19 protein-coding genes and 4 pseudogenes are annotated in these 17,977 nt (G+C 68.1%); 8 read left to right on the forward strand and 15 right to left on the reverse strand.

The genetic code is table 11. The annotated features are described in order from the left end of the window. Positions 1-382 precede the first annotated feature (382 nt). Positions 383-583, reverse strand: a pseudogene (locus FNH09_RS09535) (ATP-binding protein); the annotation flags it as partial. Positions 584-620: 37 nt separating this feature from the next. Between FNH09_RS09535 and FNH09_RS09540 the strand changes: the two are divergent. Beyond that, positions 621-1,429, forward strand: a protein-coding gene (locus FNH09_RS09540; protein ID WP_420802746.1) for an IS5 family transposase whose coding sequence is annotated in 2 segments (ribosomal slippage) — positions 621-978 and positions 978-1,429 — 810 coding nt in all. Because the reading frame shifts where the segments join, the coding sequence is not laid out codon by codon here. Between the two features lie 8 nt (positions 1,430-1,437). Here the strand turns inward: FNH09_RS09540 and FNH09_RS09545 are convergent. Next, positions 1,438-1,971, reverse strand: a complete 534-nt coding sequence (locus FNH09_RS09545; RefSeq protein ID WP_152886315.1) for a hypothetical protein — start codon at positions 1,969-1,971, stop codon at positions 1,438-1,440. 316 nt (positions 1,972-2,287) lie between these two features. After that, positions 2,288-2,950: a TetR/AcrR family transcriptional regulator gene (locus FNH09_RS09550; RefSeq protein ID WP_152886316.1), complete on the reverse strand. Its 663-nt coding sequence runs from the start codon at positions 2,948-2,950 to the stop codon at positions 2,288-2,290. A 169-nt stretch (positions 2,951-3,119) separates the two neighbouring features. Between FNH09_RS09550 and FNH09_RS09555 the strand changes: the two genes are divergently transcribed. After that, entirely contained in the window at positions 3,120-4,082 is a 963-nt protein-coding gene (locus FNH09_RS09555) for a zinc-dependent alcohol dehydrogenase family protein (RefSeq protein ID WP_152886317.1), read from the forward strand. A gap of 342 nt (positions 4,083-4,424) precedes the next feature. Here the strand turns inward: FNH09_RS09555 and FNH09_RS46665 are convergent, their stop codons facing one another. Continuing rightward, positions 4,425-4,592 carry a hypothetical protein gene (locus FNH09_RS46665; protein WP_156110812.1) on the reverse strand — a complete coding sequence of 56 codons (168 nt, stop codon included), beginning with the start codon at positions 4,590-4,592 and terminating at the stop codon, positions 4,425-4,427. Between the two features lie 305 nt (positions 4,593-4,897). On the opposite strand from FNH09_RS46665, the gene FNH09_RS09560 reads away from it, so the two are divergent. Next, positions 4,898-6,451 (forward strand): alpha/beta hydrolase, encoded by a 1,554-nt coding sequence (locus FNH09_RS09560; protein ID WP_152886318.1) that lies wholly within the window; start codon positions 4,898-4,900, stop codon positions 6,449-6,451. A 379-nt stretch (positions 6,452-6,830) separates the two neighbouring features. Here FNH09_RS09560 and FNH09_RS50115 read toward each other — a convergent pair. The 3 genes and pseudogenes from FNH09_RS50115 to FNH09_RS09575 form a co-directional block, all read right to left on the reverse strand. Continuing rightward, positions 6,831-7,025, reverse strand: a pseudogene (locus FNH09_RS50115) (cytochrome P450); the annotation flags it as partial. After that, a complete protein-coding gene (locus FNH09_RS09570) occupies positions 6,968-7,474 on the reverse strand; it encodes a cytochrome P450 family protein (protein ID WP_152886319.1) in 507 nt (168 codons plus the stop codon). The pseudogene FNH09_RS50115 and the gene FNH09_RS09570, both read right to left, overlap by 58 nt. A gap of 114 nt (positions 7,475-7,588) precedes the next feature. Further along, the gene (locus FNH09_RS09575; RefSeq protein WP_152886320.1) at positions 7,589-8,599 is read right to left on the reverse strand and encodes a GlxA family transcriptional regulator; all 1,011 of its coding nucleotides are present in this window, start codon (positions 8,597-8,599) and stop codon (positions 7,589-7,591) included. Positions 8,600-8,698: 99 nt separating this feature from the next. On the opposite strand from FNH09_RS09575, the gene FNH09_RS09580 reads away from it, so the two are divergent. Next, entirely contained in the window at positions 8,699-9,514 is an 816-nt protein-coding gene (locus tag FNH09_RS09580; RefSeq protein ID WP_238426576.1) for a dienelactone hydrolase family protein, read from the forward strand. A gap of 286 nt (positions 9,515-9,800) precedes the next feature. Here FNH09_RS09580 and FNH09_RS09585 read toward each other — a convergent pair whose 3' ends face one another. Together FNH09_RS09585 and FNH09_RS09590 are read right to left on the reverse strand one after the other, a co-directional pair. Then, a complete protein-coding gene (locus FNH09_RS09585; RefSeq protein ID WP_338017521.1) occupies positions 9,801-10,370 on the reverse strand; it encodes an HNH endonuclease family protein in 570 nt (189 codons plus the stop codon). Between the two features lie 111 nt (positions 10,371-10,481). After that, positions 10,482-11,414 carry an IS5 family transposase gene (locus FNH09_RS09590; RefSeq protein ID WP_202919633.1) on the reverse strand — a complete coding sequence of 311 codons (933 nt, stop codon included), beginning with the start codon at positions 11,412-11,414 and terminating at the stop codon, positions 10,482-10,484. A 131-nt stretch (positions 11,415-11,545) separates the two neighbouring features. Here FNH09_RS09590 and FNH09_RS09595 point away from each other — a divergent pair, with 131 nt between their 5' ends. Continuing rightward, on the forward strand, positions 11,546-12,013 hold the full coding sequence (locus FNH09_RS09595) for a hypothetical protein (RefSeq protein ID WP_152886321.1): 468 nt from the start codon (positions 11,546-11,548) through the stop codon (positions 12,011-12,013). Here FNH09_RS09595 and FNH09_RS09600 read toward each other — a convergent pair. Continuing rightward, positions 12,010-12,462 (reverse strand): iron chaperone, encoded by a 453-nt coding sequence (locus FNH09_RS09600; RefSeq protein WP_152886322.1) that lies wholly within the window; start codon positions 12,460-12,462, stop codon positions 12,010-12,012. The genes FNH09_RS09595 and FNH09_RS09600 overlap by 4 nt on opposite strands. Before the next feature lie 162 nt (positions 12,463-12,624). Between FNH09_RS09600 and FNH09_RS09605 the strand changes: the two genes are divergently transcribed. Together FNH09_RS09605 and FNH09_RS09610 are read left to right on the forward strand one after the other, a co-directional pair. After that, complete coding sequence (locus tag FNH09_RS09605) at positions 12,625-13,206, forward strand: TetR/AcrR family transcriptional regulator (protein WP_152886323.1); 582 nt, start codon at positions 12,625-12,627, stop codon at positions 13,204-13,206. Between the two features lie 253 nt (positions 13,207-13,459). After that, positions 13,460-13,849, forward strand: a pseudogene (locus FNH09_RS09610) (transposase); the annotation flags it as partial. Here FNH09_RS09610 and FNH09_RS09615 read toward each other — a convergent pair. After that, a pseudogene (locus FNH09_RS09615) lies at positions 13,848-14,031 on the reverse strand (catalase); the annotation flags it as partial. The pseudogenes FNH09_RS09610 and FNH09_RS09615 overlap by 2 nt on opposite strands. Before the next feature lie 116 nt (positions 14,032-14,147). Between FNH09_RS09615 and FNH09_RS09620 the strand changes: the two are divergent. Beyond that, the gene (locus tag FNH09_RS09620) at positions 14,148-14,354 is read left to right on the forward strand and encodes a MerR family transcriptional regulator (protein WP_152886324.1); all 207 of its coding nucleotides are present in this window, start codon (positions 14,148-14,150) and stop codon (positions 14,352-14,354) included. Between the two features lie 12 nt (positions 14,355-14,366). On the opposite strand, the gene FNH09_RS09625 is transcribed toward FNH09_RS09620, so the two are convergent. From FNH09_RS09625 to FNH09_RS09645, 4 genes are all read right to left on the reverse strand, one after another. Next, positions 14,367-15,101 (reverse strand): tetratricopeptide repeat protein, encoded by a 735-nt coding sequence (locus FNH09_RS09625; protein WP_152886325.1) that lies wholly within the window; start codon positions 15,099-15,101, stop codon positions 14,367-14,369. A gap of 949 nt (positions 15,102-16,050) precedes the next feature. Beyond that, positions 16,051-16,338, reverse strand: coding sequence for a hypothetical protein (locus tag FNH09_RS09635; RefSeq protein WP_202919634.1), 288 nt, complete (start codon positions 16,336-16,338; stop codon positions 16,051-16,053). Positions 16,339-16,457: 119 nt separating this feature from the next. Then, positions 16,458-17,771 (reverse strand): alpha-glucosidase/alpha-galactosidase, encoded by a 1,314-nt coding sequence (melA, locus tag FNH09_RS09640; protein WP_152886326.1) that lies wholly within the window; start codon positions 17,769-17,771, stop codon positions 16,458-16,460. Next, positions 17,768-17,977, reverse strand: coding sequence for a hypothetical protein (locus FNH09_RS09645; protein WP_202919635.1), 210 nt, complete (start codon positions 17,975-17,977; stop codon positions 17,768-17,770). Before FNH09_RS09645 ends, melA begins: the two co-directional genes overlap by 4 nt.

A 17,977-nucleotide genomic window follows, 5' to 3' on the forward strand; every position in this document is an offset into this window, starting at 1 on the left:
GGATGCTGGGTATGACGACTTGAAGGGCACCGACCGGGCGGCAGCACTGGCGCAAGGTCGGAACCTGGGAAACGGTCTCCGACGGGGACCGCCGGATCTGTGCCGCCTGCGGAACGTCCGTCCGCTTGTACCAGTACCGATTCCATCCGCCCGAGTCCTCCATGTTCGAGCGGTGCATCGGCCTCGCCTGGTGTTCCAGTTGCCGGATTTACTCCGGCAACATGGTGCACGTCCCGCGAAAGCGGGTCCTGGTCGACGCCCTTGCTTCGCTTCCCCTCGAACAACGGGAGAGGCCTGGACGTTCGGAGACACGGCTGATTGAGTTCCTGGACCGCCAGGCCCGAGACAGCGGGGATTAGATTCCACCGGCCAGCCGGCGGGGCTACTTCTTCGTCTGCTGCTTGGCCCTGGTCCGGGCGAGGCGGTAGGACTCGGTGCCGGTCTCGATGACGGTGCCGTTGAAGGGGAGTCGGTCGACGATGGCCGCGCAGAGCCTGGGGTCGGTGAACGCCTTGGTCCAGCCTCCGAACGATTCGTTCGAGGCGATGGCCACACTGTTTTTCTCCTCCCTCTCGGTTAAGACGCCGTTTCTTTTGGCTTGATCGTTCGTTGAACCGTGCATGACGGATCTGGTCGCGCGTTTGGTGCCCGATGAGTTGTGGGTGTTGTTCCGGCGGGTGGTGCCGCCGACTGAGGTGACACGTCCGCAAGGCGGGGGCCGACGGCGTGCGGGTGACCGCGAGACCTTGGCGGCGATCATTTTCGTTGCGACCTCTGGCTGCACGTGGCGGCAGCTTCCGCCGGTGTTCGGTCCGAGCTGGCAGACGGTCTACCGAAGGTTCGCCCAGTGGAGCCGGGCCCGTGTCTGGGCTCGGCTCCACCGGGTGATCCTTGACGCACTCGGAGCGCGAGGCGAGCTGGACTGGTCGCGGTGCGCCATCGACTTGGTCAGCCTGAGAGCGGCAAAAGGGGGCCATTGGCCGGACCGAATCCGACCGACCGCGGCAAGCCGGGATCGAAAATCCACCTGATCACCGACCGGAACGGACTGCCGATCTCGCTGGGGATCTCGGGCGCCAACATGCACGACAGCCTCGGCCTGGAACCGCTCGTGCGCGGCATCCCGCCCATCCGCTCCAGACGCGGCCCTCGGCGCCGACGGCCGGCGAAACTACACGCTGACAAAGGTTACGACTACGACCACCTGCGCCGATGGCTCCGTAAGCGGGGAATCCGTCACCGCATCGCCCGCAAGGGCATCGAGTCATCACAACGGCTGGGCCGACATCGTTGGGTGGTCGAGAGAACCGTGTCCTGGCTGGCAGGCTGCCGTCGGCTCCACCGACGCTATGAACGCAAGGCCGAACACTTCCTCGCCTTCGTCGGTATAGCCGCGGCCCTCATCGGCTATCGAAGGCTCACTGGCTGAGATGCCGATTACCCGATGAGCTGTTCTGCCGCCTGGCGATACTGCTTCGACCGGACTTCCGCCAGTTTCCATAGAGCGGGCAGACCGTCCTTCCGTAGCCGGTCTTCCGCCTCCTGCTGGCAAGCCAGCTCGAAGCGGGCCAGGCTGTCGAAGGAGCCGATGCGGACGGCGGACGGCCAAGCTGCCGCCGCCTGCGAGGCGAAGTCCAGCGCCTGGGCTGCCCCGAAGTTGCACTGCTTTGGCTTGGTGAGGCCCACCGTGCCGAACACCAGACGCGACCAGTCGTTAACGAAGGTGCGGCCCGCGAGCCCTGTCGGGTAGCTGGCACCCAGGGACCAGCTCTCGGCAAACGCATGGCCAAGCAAGTCGTTGTCGAGTTCTTGGCCGTCAAGAAATGCCGTGATGTTCTCCACTCCCGCCATGATCGAGTTGTAGTTTTCAAGCAGGCCAGATCGCTCGGTCAGCACCTGGACGGCTCCGCCCAGGCGAATGGCTGCGGCGCAACACAGTGCTTCTCCCACGGCGTCAAACGTCTCGTCCACGATCCCCCCGGCTCCCTGTCCACCCCGATGGAGGGTGCCCCCAGGCACGATAACCGCAGGGGCACCATAAGAAACAACGTCTAAGACCTGGAACAGCATCTCGGCTTGCGGCCGACGAGTTCGAGGTAGCCAAGCTCGTCGATGCAAAGCAGGTTGACGCCAGCCACGGGCTCTCCACCGGAGCCTCGGTCTGCCGGCGGCTCCAGCCCATTGCCCTGATTCAGTCGGCCCTGTGGGCTGCTCGCCGGTCCTCCATGCCGTCCCACCTCCCCGGCACGCCCTGGTCACAAGGATCGGCGAACCTCCAGGCAACGTTCTATGGCGTGCTGGGCGTGCTGGGCGTGCTGGGCGAGCGGGTGAGCCGCAGGCGTGGTGCCGGCGGCAGCGGCGTAGGGGCTGCCGTCTCCGGTGGGGCGCGGAACGCCTCGATCACATAGGCGGCGAAGCGGCGCGAGGTCGTGATCCGGGCCGCACTCGGAGTGTCCCGGAGGCCCCGGTGGGCTGTGAGCATGAGGACCAGGTCGTCGATGACGAAGTCGGCGCGCAGTCGGCCGGTCTTCTGGGCGCGGCGGGCCAGTTCGCCGACCGCGCGCCATGTCTGCTCGCGGTCGTCGGCGAAGTCCATGGCCTCGGGGAAGGCGGTCATGAAGGCGTCGGCGAATCCTCGGCTGTGCGCGTGGAGTTCGCAGATCCGCTCGACCAGGCTCCGGAATCCGCGCCACGGGTCCGGGTCCGCAAGGGCGTCGCTGACGGCGGCCTGGCACGCCCGCCGCTGCTGGGCGAAAGTCTCCACGACCAGTGCCTGCTTGGTCGGGAAGTGCCGGTACAGGGTGGCGGGGCCGACGCTCGCATGCCGGGCGACCTCGCGCATGGGTGCACTCAGGCCCTCCTTGCCGAACACCGCGCGGGCAGCGTCCAGGATGCGGGCCCGGTTGTCGCGGGCGTCGGAGCGCACGGTCTGAGGCAATTGGTTGGTCATCGTTTCTCACTTTAACCAAACGGACGGGGGTGTCCGTTACGGTCCGGTGGCAGTGCTGCTGTCCCGTCCCGGCACTTCACCCGTTCACCCGTGATGGCCGACGGGGGCGGCTCGGGACGCACGGCCGCAGCAACTGCGAACCGTCCCTCAACCGGCCTGAGGAGCAGAGATGAAAGCGGTCGTGATCAGGACGTTCGGCGATCCCGGTGGCATGGAGGTCGTCGATGTGCCGGCGCCCGTGCCTGCCCCGGGGCAGTTGCGGATCGCCACGGAGGCGATCGGGGTAGGCGGCGTGGACGCGGTGATCCGCCGGGGAACGCTTGCCGCCTACGGCTTCCGGGAGGGCCACGTGCTCGGCAGCGAGGTCGCGGGAAGGGTTGCCGCGGTGGGAGAGGGCGTGGACACCTCGTGGATCGGGCGGCGGGTGTGGGCGTTCACCGGCCTGTCCGGTGGATATGCCGAGCAGGCCGTCGCCGCGGTCGAGGACGTCCTTGCACTGCCCGACGATCTGACCGGCGCCGACGCGGTGACCCTCGGCGGCTCCGGCGTGGTCGCCCACTTCGCCCTGGAACGGGCCCGCTTCACGCCAGGAGAGACGGTGCTCGTACGCGGTGCGGCTGGCAGCATCGGGATCACAGCGGTCCAGCTCGCAGCCAGGCGCGGCGCGAGCGCGGTGGCGGTCACCACCTCGTCGGTGGACCGTGGCACCCGCTTGAGGGACCTGGGCGCCACCCATGTCCTCGACCGCACCGGCGAGGGCGGCCCGGACACACCGCTGGGCTTCGATGTGGTGATCGATGTCGTGGGAGGCCCCCAGCTTCCCCTTTTCCTGGACAAGCTGAATCCCAACGGGCGGTTTGTGGCTGTCGGTGTGGTGGGCGGGCAGCCACCGGCGGACTTCGGCATGCGGCTGATGGACGCCTTCCGCAAGTCGTTGTCGTTCGCCACTTTCAGCTCCGACACCGTGCCCGGTCCCGACCGGCAGAGCGTGCGGTCCTCCCAGTTCGCCGATGCTGCGCACGGGGACCTGCGCACTGTCGTGCACGAGGTGTTGCCTCTGGACCAGGCGGCGCTTGCCCACCACCGGATGGACGCGGGGGAGGTGTTCGGCAGAATTGTGCTGGCGCCCTGACCAGGGACTTGGCGGCCGTGTCGCGGTGAGGATCGTGCAAAGCAGACGTCACGCGGCCGTGCGGAGTCGACCGAATTGCTTTGTCTGGTACGGCTGATGGACCTGGACGAACTGCCGCGTCCCCGGCATGCCGAAATCGGCAGCCGATAGGTACCCGTCGGTGCAGTGGTCCGCTCTGCCAGGCCGGTAGCCGGTGTCGTCCCCGGCTGGCTGGGGACGCACGACCCGCAACGTGGGCTGTGAGGTGACCAGGCCCTGCGGTCAGGCCGTGCTCGCGCACGCGGGAACCACGGCAGCTTTCCGGTCGCCCGCGTTCGCCCTGATTGACACGATGGAGGCAGGTCATGCCGTGGGGGAGGACAGGGCGCCACAGCGTTCGACACGGACCGGCCGATGGTGTGCGGCGCGGCCCGCGGCCTGAGTGAGTTGCTCGACGCGCATCCGGTCCAGTATTCGGCGCTGCGAGGCCTGCTGGGCGAAGCCCTCGCCCGCGTTCGCCAGGACTTGCACCGAGGCATGCTGTGCTGGTCCGGGAAGGTCCGGGAAGGTCTGGGAGGCGATCGGTGGCCGTGGTGAGGGGGTTTCCCCGGTCGGTGACAGGCCGCTGAGGTGTTCGGTGTTCAAGGCGATGGCCGTGAGCGAGGACGTCGGGCAGGGGCCGTGCCGGCCGTCGCTGAACTGGCCCTGGAGACAGGTGATTTGCAGGCGGTCGAAGTCGAGGCTTGTATCCTGAACGCATTTGGCGGTGGGACGATCACGGGTACGGGCATACGGGCACGGGGCCGGTGTCCAGGGGCGGGAGCGCTGGGGTTTCGATGAGTGACGCACATCCGATACGAAGCCGCAAACCAGGCCTTTCGGTCGGCGTGCGCATCATCGCCGTGGCCGTCCTCACCGTGATCGGGGCCGTCAGCGCCTGGCTCCAGCACGACGCTCCCGGCCGAAGTGCGGAGCCGCGTACGGAGTTCATCGCGAGCAACCCGCCCTCCGGTCTGCCCACTGCCCTCACCACCGGCCAGCACCTTCACTGGTCCGACTGCACCTCGCCGCCCACCGCGCGCACGGGCTATGACTGCGCCACCATGAAGGCCCCCCTCGACTATCGGAAACCGGACGGCAGGACGATCGACGTTGCCCTGATCCGCCGCAAGGCCACCGGACCGAACGCCCGGCGCATCGGCTCGCTCGTCCTCAACTTCGGCGGCCCCGGCGTGTCCGGCGTGAGCGGACTGCCCGAATTCCTCAACCAGTACGAGCCGCTCCTCGACCGCTACGACTTGGTCTCCTTCGACCCGCGCGGCGTCGGCGCGACCATTCCCGTGCGATGCGGGAAGACCGCGGACGACACCGGCTACGACAGCGCCGAAGCCTGCGCCGAGCACTCCGGGACGCTCCTCCCGTACATCGGCACCTCGCACACCGCGCGCGACCTCGAGTTGATGCGCTACCTCCTCGGCGACGAGCAGTTGCACTACTTCGGCGTCTCGTACGGAACGGCCCTCGGCGCGGTCTACGCCCACCTGTACCCGTCGCACGTCGGACGGCTCGTCCTCGAAGCGTCCGTCGATCCGACCGAGGACCTCGACGAGAAGCAGGTGTCGCAGGTCAAGGCGGTCCAGGCGGCATTCGACCGGTTCGCCGCGCACTGCGCGGCTCGCATTCGCCACTGCCCGACCGGCGACGGGCCCGAGGAGGCCGCGCGGCGCATGGCGCGCCTGGCCGATCGCCTGGAGAAGAAGCCCGCCCCGGCCGGCGCCGGAGGGAGCCTCGACGCCGACGACCTCGCGTACGCCGTCAGCGACTATCTCGACCGTGGCACGGACGGCTGGGCGCCGCTCGCCAAGGCCCTCACCGCGCTGATCGACCGCAACGACGGCCGTCCGCTGAGCAAGGGCGCGGACGACGTCGGCTCCGCCGACCGCGCGGCGACCCCGCGCGACAGCAGCCGCGCCGCCCTGGTCGCGATCACCTGCGCGGACTCCAGCCTTCGCCCCAGCCTCGAACGCTTCGACCGGGACGAGGCCCGCATCAAAGCCGCCTCACCTGTCTTCGGCGCAGCCTGGTCCACCGGCGTCTACCTCTGCTACGACTGGCCGTTCGACGGCGAGCGCGCCACGCTGCAGGTGAACGCCGACGGCGCGGCCCCCGTCCTGGTGGTCGGCGGCACCGGCGACCCGAACACCCCCTACCCCGGCGCCCGCCACATGGCCCGCGCCCTGGGCGACGGCGTCGGCGTCCTCCTGACGGCCCAGGAGGAGGGCCACGGCACATACCCCCAGAACCGCTGCGTCGCGGAGAAGGTCGACCACTACCTCCGCACGGGCCGCACCCCGGCACCGGGGACGGTGTGCCGGGGCAGCGTGTCCTGAGGTGAGGATGCCGACGGCCAGGCGGGTGGTGGTCTCCAGCCGGGTCAGGGCCGTGTCCATGGCGTCGGCCGGGGACTGGGTGATGGCGTTGCGGACGTGGGGCCTGATGAGGGTGATGAGCAGGACGCCGGGGCGTGGCTCGGTCACCGTCGCGGGGTCTTGGCTGTCGATCTGGTGTGCTCCTGGTCGGGGGACGGTTCGGCGGCGTGGGCGGGAGCGGTCGGTTGCGTACGACGGGTAGTGCGGCCGGTCCGCGCATTACCCGGGACGGCCGCCAGGGGAGCTCGTCGGTCGGCTTGGCCAGATCTACGGGGCCCAATCGTTCGAGCAGCAGGGGGAAGGCGACGGTGCCTTGGAGGCGGGCCAGGGCGGCGCCGATGCAGAAGTGGCGGCCGTAGCCGAAGGCAAGGTGGTCATTGGGTGTTCGGCCCACGTCGAGCCGGTCCGCGTCGGGGAAGCGGGCCTCGTCCCGGTTGGCGGAACCGATCAGGAGGCTGACGATGTCCCCCTCGTCGATCAGCTGCCCGTGGAGACCGATGGGCTCTGCCGCGCGCCGGAACGTCGCGTCCCGCACGGGGAGTCGTAGCGCGGCAGCTCTTCGATGGCGGTGGTGACCAGGCCGGGACTGGCCCCCGGTCCGGTCAGGCGGGCTGCCTGGCCGGGGTTGCCGAGCAGGGCGAGCATGTCGTTGCCGATGAGGTTCGTGGTGGTGTCGTGGCCCACCAGCAGGTAGGCGGTGGAGCGCAGTTCCTCCTCGCTCGGCGCCCCGCTGTCGTCACTGGCCTGTACGAGAGCGCGCAGCAGGTTCACTTCGTCGCGCTCGCCGCCCGTGCGTTTGCCGGCGATCAGGATGTCCAGCAGGTCGTGCAGGTCGCCTTCCGCCCGGGCAGGGTCCACGCCCGGAGCAGGGGAGATAGTGGTCATCAGGGTGTTGCGCGTCGCCGCGTCGTCCAGTTCCCGCGGGACGCCGAGGATCGCGCAGATCATCCGGAAGGTCAGCGGCGCCGCGAATGCCGCGATCACCTCCACATGGGTGTGCTAATCGATCCGGTCCAGCAGCCGGTGCGCGGTGTCTGCGATGAAGGGCTTGCGCTTCGGCCCGGCCTTGAGGGGGCCTGTTGCCGTCGTGGGCGGGTCTCAAGTCTGCGTTCGTCGGGTTGGCCCGTGGTGGTCGGAGCGACGACGGAATATCGCGCGGTATTCTCTCGGCCGCCGGCCCGTATGTCTGGCAAAGATGTCGCTGAACGTCCCAGGGTCGCCGTACCCGACCTCGGCGGCGATGCTCGCGACGGTCCTGTCGGTCGTCTCCAGCAGGTGTCTGGCTCGGCGCACCCGAACCGTGTGCAGGTACGCGAGTGGAGTCTCGCCGGCTTCGTCGCCGAAGCGGCGGAGCATGGTTCTTGTGCTGACGTGGAACTCCTGGGCGAGGGTGGGCAGGTCATAGCGAGCACTGAGGTTCTGGTCGAGCCACCGCTTGACGCTGAGCGAGAACTCCCTGCCCACAGTGGGTATGAGCCCCGGGTCGACATAGGGAGCCTGCGTGGAACGGGCATCATCGACAAGCGCGATACGCGCGGTGCTACGGGCGACGCGGGGGCCGTCGTGCTCGCGGATGAGCTGCAGGGCGAAGTCGTACATGGCGCTGAAGGCCGCTGTGGTCGTCACCCCCCGGTCGGTCACGACCAAGTTCTCCGGGCGGAGGCGCACGTCGGCGTACCGGCGGGCGAACCGATCCGCGAACAACCAGGACGTGGTCGCTTGGCGCCCGTCGAGCAGCCCGGCTTCAGCGACCAGGAAGGCGCCCACGCAGATCGATACGACAGCGGTCCCCGAGGCCGCCTGCGATCGAATCGACGCTGTTTCCGGTCCCAGGTTTGCGAGTGTCGCGTCGAGATCGAGCGTGGGCGAAAGCTCGAATCCCGGCACGATCAGGACGTCCACCGGGCGAACCGCCGAGACATCGAGGACCGAGCCGCCGGCCGCGATCACACGGCGCCGGGGCGAGATGACCGACGCCTCGTAGGCCGGCTGAACCGACCCTTGTGCCGCGGCGACGTGAGTTGCCATGGCCAGGAGGTCAGGGACGCCGAACACCTCCGACGCGAAGCAGCCGGGGTAGGCCAGCACACCAACGCGCAGCGGACTCATGCGGCCCCTCCGGAACCTTCGAACGGGTGGCGATATTACCGTGATACGTGGCGATGCCGCCGCTTCTCGGAAGGGCGGCCGCTCGTCATCATCTCGGTCATGACAATCATGCGAGGACAGAGCGACCCCTTGGACGACTTCTCACGGCGAGCCGTCAGCGTCGATGGCGTCGGCAAGACCGTGTACGTTGCCGGGTCAGGACCGGCAGTCATCCTCATGCCCGAGATGCCGGGTATCAGCCCCGACGTCGCGCGGTTCGCGCGGTGGGTGCGCGATGCCGGCTTCTCCGTGTACCTGCCCTCTCTGTTCGGCGTCGACGGTGCCTATCCGCTCGCCGAGGCAGGTGAGACCGTCGTTCGACGCGCCTGCGTCAGTGCCGAGTTCCGAGCCTTCGCCGGTGGCGGCACCAGCCCCGTCGTCACATGGCTGCGCGGCCTCGCCCGCCTGGCGCACGCCGAGCGCGGCGGGCCTGGCGTCGGCGCCGTCGGTTTGTGTTTTACCGGCAACTTCGCCTTGACCATGGCGCTCGAACCGGCTGTCATCGCACCGGTGGTCAACCATCCGTCGCTTCCGCTGGACGATCCCGGCGCTCTGGAGATCAGCGACGAAGACGCCGCTGCCGTGGCTGAACGCGTGGCGCGAGAGGGATTGAAGGTTCTCGCCTACCGCTTCGACAACGACAGGTGGTGCACTGGTCAGCGGTTCGCGGCTTACCGAGCGCTGCTCGGGGACGCATTCGACGGCCGCGTACTCAAAGCCGAGACGGCGAACACGAACCCGCCGCCCTTCTTCCGTGACGTCGTCGGTTGCGCCCACAGCGTCGTCACGGCACACCTCGTCGGCCAGGACGGTCACCCCACCATGCAGGCCCGGGACGAGATCATCGCCTTCCTGGCCGAGCGGCTCGGAACGTAGGACTGAATGAGTCCTTGGCACTCCGGCACCTGGCGATGCGACAGAGCGCCGGCCGCTTCCCGATGCGATCTGGTCGTCGACCTGGGGTACTCGTGACCGCCCCTGGGAGACCACAAGTGACACGGGCCACTCAGATTTCGATGACACACGCTCAATCTTCAGCGGCACAGGACAGCCTGGGAGCGATCCCGGTGACCGTGGGTGCATCCCAGATCTCAGGCCGACGCCGCGAACCCGGCACTTCCGCACCGGGTCACTGACGACGGCCTCGGCTCCGGAGACCCGGTTACGGGACCTGTTCGTAGATGACGGTGGCGGCCGGGCAGGCTTCGGCGAGGCGGGTCAGCGCGTCGCGCTCGCCGACGTCCGAGGCCAGGTTCCAGCCGAGTTTGTCCGCCACCCAGTCCGCGGCGTACTTGCACCGGTCCGCGGGTATGGGCAGCCAGTCGGCCGGGTCCTTGTCCGCCTCGGACCGGTTGGAACTGCCGGACACCGCGATCAGGCTGTTCGGCGCCCCCTGGTCGTTGGCGTATGCCTCACACCGCGCCGCGGTCCAGGCGGCTGCTCCGGAGTCCCAGGCCTCGGCGAGGGGGACCATGTGGCCGACGTCGAGAGAGGACGCCGAGGTGATCCACGTCTGGTCGTACTCCGACCACCACCGGCCGCCCATCAGCGCGCACTTCGGCCCGACCGCCGGGGCTTCGAGGGCTTCGGCCAGGATGACCTCCTTGCGGGTGTCGCAGCCATCGTTCGGGTTGAGGCCCTTGTTCCAGTGCTTGCACTGGGCGCGGCTGTAGTCGTCCCGCGGCCCCTCGGGGGCTTCCTCAATCCAGGCGAGTGCTTGGAACAGCGGCACGTTCGTCCCCGCCGGCGGAGCCGGCACCGGAGCCCCTGAAGAAGTCGCGGCATCCGGCGCAGCACGGCTGGGAGGGGCGGAGGCGGGGCCGGCTAGGGCCTGTCCGGTCGATCACGTTCTGAGCCAGATGGTGAGTGCTGCTGCGGTGGCTGTGCCGAGGTAGACGTAGCCGCGTTTGTCGAAGCGGGTGGTCACGGCTCGGTGCTGTTTGAGTCGGTTGATGGCTCGTTCGATGGTGTTGCGTTTCTTGTATCGTTCTTCGTCGAAGCCGGGTGGCCGTCCGCCGCGTGAGCCTTTGTGTAGGCGGGCGGCCTGGGTGTCGGTCTTCTCCGGGATGGCGTGCCGGATGCCGCGACCTCGCAGGTACTTGCGGATGGGTCCGTTGCTACAGGCCTTGTCCGCGGCGACGCTGTCGGGCTTCTTGCGGGGCCTTCCCAGGCCGAGCTTGGGCACGCGAATCTTGTCCAGCACCTTCATGAACTGAGTGCAGTCCGCCCGCTGTCCGGGCGTGACGATGAAGGACAGAGGGCGGCATCGGCCGTCCGCGCTCAGGTGGAGTTTGCTGGTGAACCCGCCCCGCGAACGGCCCAGGCCCTCACTTCCTGCACCATCTCCACCAGGCGGCCGTGCAGGCTCTGCCACGCGGTCTCGTCCTGGTGTTCTGCCGGCTCGGCCCCCTTTGACGACGGGGCCGGCGGCGGATCGGTGCGTGCACCGGCCGCGTGCTGGTGGGCGTGAACGATGGGTGGAGTCCACCGAGATGCCCCAGTCGATATCACCCGCGGCATCTGCGGCAGCCTGGACCTGCTGCAGCAGACGCTCCCACGTCCCGTCGGCCGACCACAGGCGGTGCCGTTCATAGACCGTCTTCCACGGCCCGAACCGTTCCGGCAGGTCACGCCACTGCACACCGGTCCGCACCCGGTGCACAATCCCGTCGATCATCTGCCGGCGATCCCGCCACCGTCCACAACGCCGATTGCCGACCGGCAGGAACGGCCGCAACTGTTCCCACTCCGCGTCTGTCAGGTCACCCCGCCCCATGTCCACATGCGACGACCCGGACACCGGGCCGTCGCATGTTCGACCAGGTGCAATTGCTAGAATTCGAGCGACCTCACAGTCGGGCTCGCACAGCAGTGTGACCGCCGAAAAACCATCTCGAAAGAAGAGTCATGCCCCGCAAGACGGCGGCTGCTCTACGTCTGGACACCATCTGCCGCTCCCGCTTTCGGGACTACCGGCGTCGGCCATCACAACTCTCACCGCGTACGCGCCGCGAGGCTGTTCGTTTTGAAGTCGAACGCGGCCTTCATGTCCGGGACCTCGAAGACGCCATCAACCGCTGGCAGGCCTTCGCGCGCCGTCCACGCTGGCCGCTCTACTTGCCGCAACCGCACTTGCCGGGCTACGACCTCTGGGACGACCGCCTCCTGATCGAGCGGGCCATAGGGGCTCTCGACAGACGAGCGGCCCGAGAGATCGCGTCGATCATCAAGAAGGCCGACGCCGAGTTCCTTGAGCGAACCCTGCCCGACCCCTACGCGCCACGTGCTTGGCCCTGGTGGCGCCGGAGATGCCAAGACCTGGGCGAAGTCTTGCTCGTTCCATCTCAAGAACATGATCGCCCGGACAAGTCCTAGCTGACCGCCTGCTTCACGAGCGCACCGATGCGCGCCTCCACCTCGGCCGTCACCTCGGTCAGGGCGAAACCGGTTGCCCACATCGGGCCCTCGTCCAGCTTCGCCTGGTCGCTGAACCCGAGCGTCGCATAGCGCGCCTTGAACTTCTCCGCGCTCTGGAAGAAGCACACGATCTTGCCGTCCAGCGCGTAGGCGGGCATCCCGTACCAGAGCTTCGGCGCGAGGGCCGGGGCGCTGGCTGTGATGACGGCATGGACGCGCTCAGCCATGATCCGGTCCGAGTCCTGCATGTCGGCGATCTTCGCGAGCACGTCCCGTGCCGCCTCCGCCGCCTTGTCCGCGTGCGAGCTGCGGCGCGCTTCCGTCTTCAGCTCTTGGGCGTGGTCCTTCATCGCGGCCCGCTCCTCGGCCGTGAATCCCTCGTGCGTGCTGCTTTCGGTGCTGCTCATGGCAGATCTCCCCTTGAGTACCTGACGTACTGGATCTTGAGCGCGTGAGTGGCGACGTGCCGCCACACCCGACATCGGCACGCGACGTGCCGATCGAGTCTGAATTCTGCGCGCCGCCCGCGGCATTGTCAACGGCACGCTGTGTGCCGTTAGGATGGCGGCATGACCGACACGCCGAGGCGCCGAGGCGCTGCGCGCACCGAAGAGCTGCTGCAGGTAACCCTTGATCTGGCTGCGGAGGTCGGTTACGCGGGCCTGAGTATCGAGGCGGTCGCCCGAAGGGCCGGGGTCGGAAAACACACGATCTACCGGCGCTGGCCGTCCATGTCGGCGCTGCTGCTCGACGCGCTCAGCCGCGTGTGGACCAGCGACCTGGACTACCGCGACACCGGGGACGTCCGCGCGGATTTGCGCGAACAGTTCCTACGCTCGGGCCTCGCCCTCTCCAGCCCGCCGATCGGCCCCGTCTACCGTGCAGTCATCGCCGAGGCGCAGGCCGATTCCATGCTGCGGGCGACCCTGCACGAACGATTCCTGGTCACCGTCGAGCAGCGCACCCTCGACCGAATCACCCGCGCCCAGCAGACCGGTGAACTGACCGCAAAGGCGAATCTGGAATTCGCCGCCGAGGTGCTGTGCGGCACGCTGTACTACCGCAGCCTGCTGTCGACCCGCCCCATCGACGAGGATGCGGTCGACGGACTGCTGGACATGTTCATGGCCGCCTACGGAACCAGCCATTAAGAGGGCTTTTATGCAGGTCAAGCCCTATATGCGGATCTCGCCCCTGGCCTGCTTCGGGGGGCTTCATCCCATAGGCGGCGAATGGCGCTCTCCAGGCCGGAGGCTCAGTCATCCGTCTCGTTCGCTTCCGTGCCTGGAAGTCCGTCTGGTTTGAGGTTGCGGCGGAATCGCCCGATGAACAGCGGAACCGAGCCCTCCGCCTTGCCTGTGATCACGCTACGTCGCGAGTGAGCGCAAGGCGTACCCCAGCGACCTGTCCGACGCCCGATGGTCCCTGATCGAGCCGACGTTGACGGCCTGGAGAAAAGCCCGACTCGACCGCAGACCAACCGGACAGCCGGTCAAGGTCGATTTACGGGACGTCTTCAACGCGATCCTCTACGTGAACCGCACCGGAATCCCCTGGAAATACCTCCCGCACGACTTCCCGAACCACGGCACCGTCTACGCCCACTATGCCGCCTGGCGCGACGAGGGAATTTTCGCCCAGCTCAACTATGACCTGACCGGACTGGCGCGCGTGAAGGAGGGGCGCAAGCCCGAGCCGACAGCATCCGTGATCGACACTCAGAGCGTGAAGACTTCCACCAACGTGCCTGTGACCAGCCAGGGAACGGACGCCGCGATGAAGATCGTCGGCAGAATAGGCGTCCTGCCGGCAATGGGTCGTCGGTGACATCGATGCCGGGCACGAGGTGGCCGACGTGGAAGGCGACCTGCTCGGTCTCGGCGAAGTAGTTCGCCGGGTTGCGGTTGAGGGTGAGCAGTCCGATGGGCTGGGAGTTCCTCGGGGACGATGTTCGTGGGGGCGAGGAGGTCGATGCCGGACGACCATCAGATCAGGACTCCCCAAGAGCACGCCTCTTCAAGATCGCAGCGACGAGCGGCGCTGAAGCCAGTAGGTTCTTCTCGCGTACAGAAGTGGATCCGGGAGGATGTCGATGGCGGAGCAGACCGATGAGCCTCTTTCCGAGTGGCTGACGATGCAGCAGTTCGCCGATCACTACGGGGTGAGCACGCGCACGGTGGCCCTCTGGGTCGCCTGCGAGCCCACCATGCGCATCAAGAGGGTTGGTCCGAGTTGCCGTGTCATCCGCATCCACCGCTCGGAGCTGGACCGCGGACGGGACGGTGTGGTCCTCCGCTGACGGCGGGCGAGCTCAGAACGCGGTGCGCCCAGGAGAGTCGGGGTTGACCGCTTGGCGCCTTAGCTCCATGGCCTGGTTGTTGCGATCCCACCGAATTTCGCGGACGGCGGTCTCGCTCTGCAGGGTCATCAGTGAGGCCAGCGCGTGGCCGCTGCGCGCCGGGTTGGCGAGACACTGCTCGTAGAGGGCCAGGGCGCGGTCGGGATCGGCGTACAGTGTGCGGTACAGCTCCGCTGCTCGGAACTGCCCGTAGGGATGGCCTTTGTGGGCTGCTGCCAGGAAGTGCTCCAGGGCGTGTTCCATCGGAGCACGGCTGACAGGCAGGAGCCGCTCCAGGTAGAGGTTCCCGAGCGCGAGCATCGCTTCGGGCTCTCCCAGTGCGACGGCCCGGCGGTAGTGATCTGCGGCGTCGTCGTACGACTGCGCGATGCCGGCGTCCAAAGCGCCCTGCTGGTACAGGCACCCCAGGTAGTAGGCGGCGCGCGGCGACCCGGAGCTCTGCCGCAGCCAGGGCACGGCCTGCACGTAGTCACCCTGGACGAAACAGATGTGCCCCAGCAGTTCCGCGGCCCCGTCGTGCCCCTTGGCCGCCGCCTGCTCCAGGAAGAAGGCTGCCGCAGCACGGTGGGGAGGGCTGCTCCAGCAGTGCAGGCCTATCTGGTGGAAGTCGTCGGCCGACACGGGTTGTCGACCGTCCACGGTGAACTCGATCCCGTTCCACAGCACGCCGTACGTCCCCTCCGCCACCTGGAATCAGCCTACCGGGCCCGGATGGTTGTCCGATAACAGCAGGCGGACGGACTTTCAGGTGGCGGACGGCCGGAGTGCTGCAGTTCGTACACGGAGTGTTGGTGCGGCTGGTCCCGCCGGATCGCCGCCAGCTGGCCCGTTACGCCCCTCGCTGTGTAGCGGCCGTGTTCAAGTAGTTCGGTCAGCGTGGACAGGTGGGCATTCAGCAGCGTGGCGGTGTGCTGTCGGTGCTCGGTGGTGTCAGGCTCGCCACCAGACTCTGATCGAGTCGGCCGCGGTCGTCTTCTACTCGGTCTATCGGCCGGAGACGACCCTCAGGTACTTCGTCCGCCAGGGCGCCCGGCACGGCGTGTGCGTCACCCCGACACCCTCGCCGACGGCGTCGCCGAGGCGATCTCCCGCGCCTGCAACCGCTACTGCCTCGAGGAGTTCGGGTTGAGCTGGGGCCGGTGATCTCGGGGACCTTCCGGCCTGCACCCGCCTGATCACCCGACCGACACCGGATCAAAGCCGAACTCGACTACAGTCGCGGCCCCGAGAAGACCTGGGCCACGGGGCCTTACGCGTCCGGGACAGCCAGCAGATCACCTTGACCGCTTCCTCCCGCAATAGCGTCTTCTATCAGCAATTCCTGCAACAGGTCGAAGACGCGAACCCGGCCGGGGACATCTGGATCGTCACCGACAACCTGTCCACCCGGACCTGGCCCGAGGACCATCCCCGGATCCACCACGCCTTCATCTCCCTCAGCGCCTGCTGGCTCAACCTCCAGGAAGGCTGGTGGCGCATCCTCCGCAAAGCCGCCCTCGCCAGCCGCTCCTTCACCAACCCTGCCGACATCGCATACGCCACCGTCCTCGCGACCAGCCAACTCAACTCCCGGGCGAGGCCAGCCCTGCTCCCCGCAACATGCGCACCTCCCGGCCATCGAGGTCCGAGCTGTGGATCACGTGCGCAGCACCACGCCCAGGCGGGCCGTGCCCAACGGTTCTGCGGCCGCAAGCAGTGCCTCGGCCGACGCGATCTCCTGGGCGGTGGCGATCTTCTCGCATGGCCTGCCGCGCCTGCGCTGCAGCGTCCTGCGGAACGCGAGGGCTGCGGTGACGGCGGCGGCCAGCAGCGCACCGGCCCTCACAACGGTCCGCAGACTCAACACACCACTGCCCGGCGCCGGTTCATCCGAGTCCCTTCCGTCGGCGTCGGTGAGGAAGTCGGAGGCGAACTCATCCAGCATCCCGTACCGATGGTGGGGCGGGATGCTGGAGCGCGTGGACCGGGGGTTCTCCGGAAGAAGTTGGAGTACGGGAGCGTTCGGCGGCCGTCACAGTGGGGCGCGGGTGCGTCCGCGGTCGGTCATGAACCCAGACGGGTGCGCAGTCCCGGTTGGAGGAGATCGCCGTGGGCGGTGACCATGTCGTCGCACAGGCGCCAGATGTCCTCGACCGGCAGGGCCGCGGCCGTGGCGGGGTCGGTCATTGCCGCGTGCCTGATGTGCCGCGGGTCGTCCTCGATGGCCGCCCGCACCGCCAGGTCGTTCGCGCTCAGATAGGTGCGGTTGAGCGCCGCGAGCTGAGGCGGGAGGGAGCCGACGCGGGTGGGCTGGACGCCCAGCGGGTCCACGAGACACGGCACCTCGACGGTGCCGTGCGCAGGCAGATTGTCGATCAGGCCCCGGTTGGGGACGTTGCCGTAGACCGTGCGCGGGGTGCCGGTCACCATGCTGTGGATGATCTGCGGTGCGTACTCCATCGTCCCCTCGACGGCGACCGGCGTCCCGGCGGCCAGCGCGTCGCGGGTCCTCTCGTAGGTGGCGACGTTCTCGTCGACGATCTTGAGGTACTCGCCGATCGGCAGCCGCAGCCGTTCGACCTCGCTGTCGTGGTGCAGATACCAGGGAACGTACTCGGAGGAGTGCTCGCTGGTCTCCGTGGGGTAGTAGCCGAGCCGGCGGTACATGTCGACCCGGACCCTGCGGCGCAACTGGTCGTCGGAGGCGATCAGTTCGTCCAGCTTCGGGTAGAGGCTCCGGCCCTGGTGCTCGAAGCGCAGCACCCACGCCTGATGGTTGACGCCCGCGGCGTGGTAACTGATCTCCTCATAGGGCACGTTGACAAGGACCGCGAGGTCGCGCATCGTCCAGTACACCGAGTGGCACAGACCCACCACCCGGGTCAGGCCGGTGGCCTGCGTCAGGTACTGGACGTTCATGGCCATGGGGTTGGTGTAGTTCAGCAGCCAGGCCTGCGGGCAGACTTCGGCGATGTCCCGCCCCAGATCCTTCAGGAACGGGAACGTGCGCAGGGCGCGGAAGATGCCTCCGATGCCGAGGGTGTCGCCGATGGTCTGGCGTACGCCGTAGCGGGCCGGTACCTCGAAGTCGGTCCGGGTGGCCTCGGCCATACCGATCTGCACGATGTTGATGACGAAGTCGGCGTCGGCCAGGGCTTTGCGGCGGTCGGTGTCCGCGGTGACGTCCGGCGTGGCACCGAGGGCGTCGGCGATGTGGACGGCGGCCGCGTGCGCGGTGGCCAGACGCTCGGTGTCGATGTCGTGCAGCGCGATGCGCGCGGACTTCAGTTCGGGGAACGCGAGGAGGTCGGCGAGCAGTCCCTGGGTGAAGACGACGCTGCCTGCGCCGATGAGGACGATCTTGGGGGTGGTGGTCATACCGGGCTTTCCTCGGTCTCGGAAGGGCGGGCGAGGACTTCATCCCGCGTGGGCTGTGCGGTCATACCGTCGTAGGCGCGGGTGGGGGTGGCTTCGCGGACCGCGCCGAAGCGAACCGCTCTCGTGAGGGGCGTTGCGGCGAGCGGACCGATGGTGATGTCGGGGTCGGTGTCACCGGTGTCGAGCAGCTCGAAGGCGTGCGGCAC

The organism is Streptomyces adustus, assembly GCF_009377175.1.
Classification (GTDB): domain Bacteria; phylum Actinomycetota; class Actinomycetes; order Streptomycetales; family Streptomycetaceae; genus Streptomyces; species Streptomyces adustus.

Bases quoted from the DNA above. Each gene is read 5' to 3' on its own strand.
- FNH09_RS09590 (WP_202919633.1), bottom strand. From the start codon at position 11,414: ATGGGGCGGGGTGACCTGACAGACGCGGAGTGGGAACAGTTGCGGCCG.
- FNH09_RS09555 (WP_152886317.1), top strand. From the start codon at position 3,120: ATGAAAGCGGTCGTGATCAGGACGTTCGGCGATCCCGGTGGCATGGAG.
- FNH09_RS09600 (WP_152886322.1), bottom strand. From the start codon at position 12,462: ATGAGCAGCACCGAAAGCAGCACGCACGAGGGATTCACGGCCGAGGAG.
- FNH09_RS09575 (WP_152886320.1), bottom strand. From the start codon at position 8,599: ATGAGTCCGCTGCGCGTTGGTGTGCTGGCCTACCCCGGCTGCTTCGCG.
- FNH09_RS09605 (WP_152886323.1), top strand. From the start codon at position 12,625: ATGACCGACACGCCGAGGCGCCGAGGCGCTGCGCGCACCGAAGAGCTG.
- FNH09_RS09595 (WP_152886321.1), top strand. From the start codon at position 11,546: ATGCCCCGCAAGACGGCGGCTGCTCTACGTCTGGACACCATCTGCCGC.
- melA (WP_152886326.1), bottom strand. From the start codon at position 17,771: ATGACCACCACCCCCAAGATCGTCCTCATCGGCGCAGGCAGCGTCGTC.
- FNH09_RS09635 (WP_202919634.1), bottom strand. From the start codon at position 16,338: ATGCTGGATGAGTTCGCCTCCGACTTCCTCACCGACGCCGACGGAAGG.
- FNH09_RS09620 (WP_152886324.1), top strand. From the start codon at position 14,148: ATGGCGGAGCAGACCGATGAGCCTCTTTCCGAGTGGCTGACGATGCAG.
- FNH09_RS09580 (WP_238426576.1), top strand. From the start codon at position 8,699: ATGACAATCATGCGAGGACAGAGCGACCCCTTGGACGACTTCTCACGG.
- FNH09_RS09550 (WP_152886316.1), bottom strand. From the start codon at position 2,950: ATGACCAACCAATTGCCTCAGACCGTGCGCTCCGACGCCCGCGACAAC.
- FNH09_RS09560 (WP_152886318.1), top strand. From the start codon at position 4,898: ATGAGTGACGCACATCCGATACGAAGCCGCAAACCAGGCCTTTCGGTC.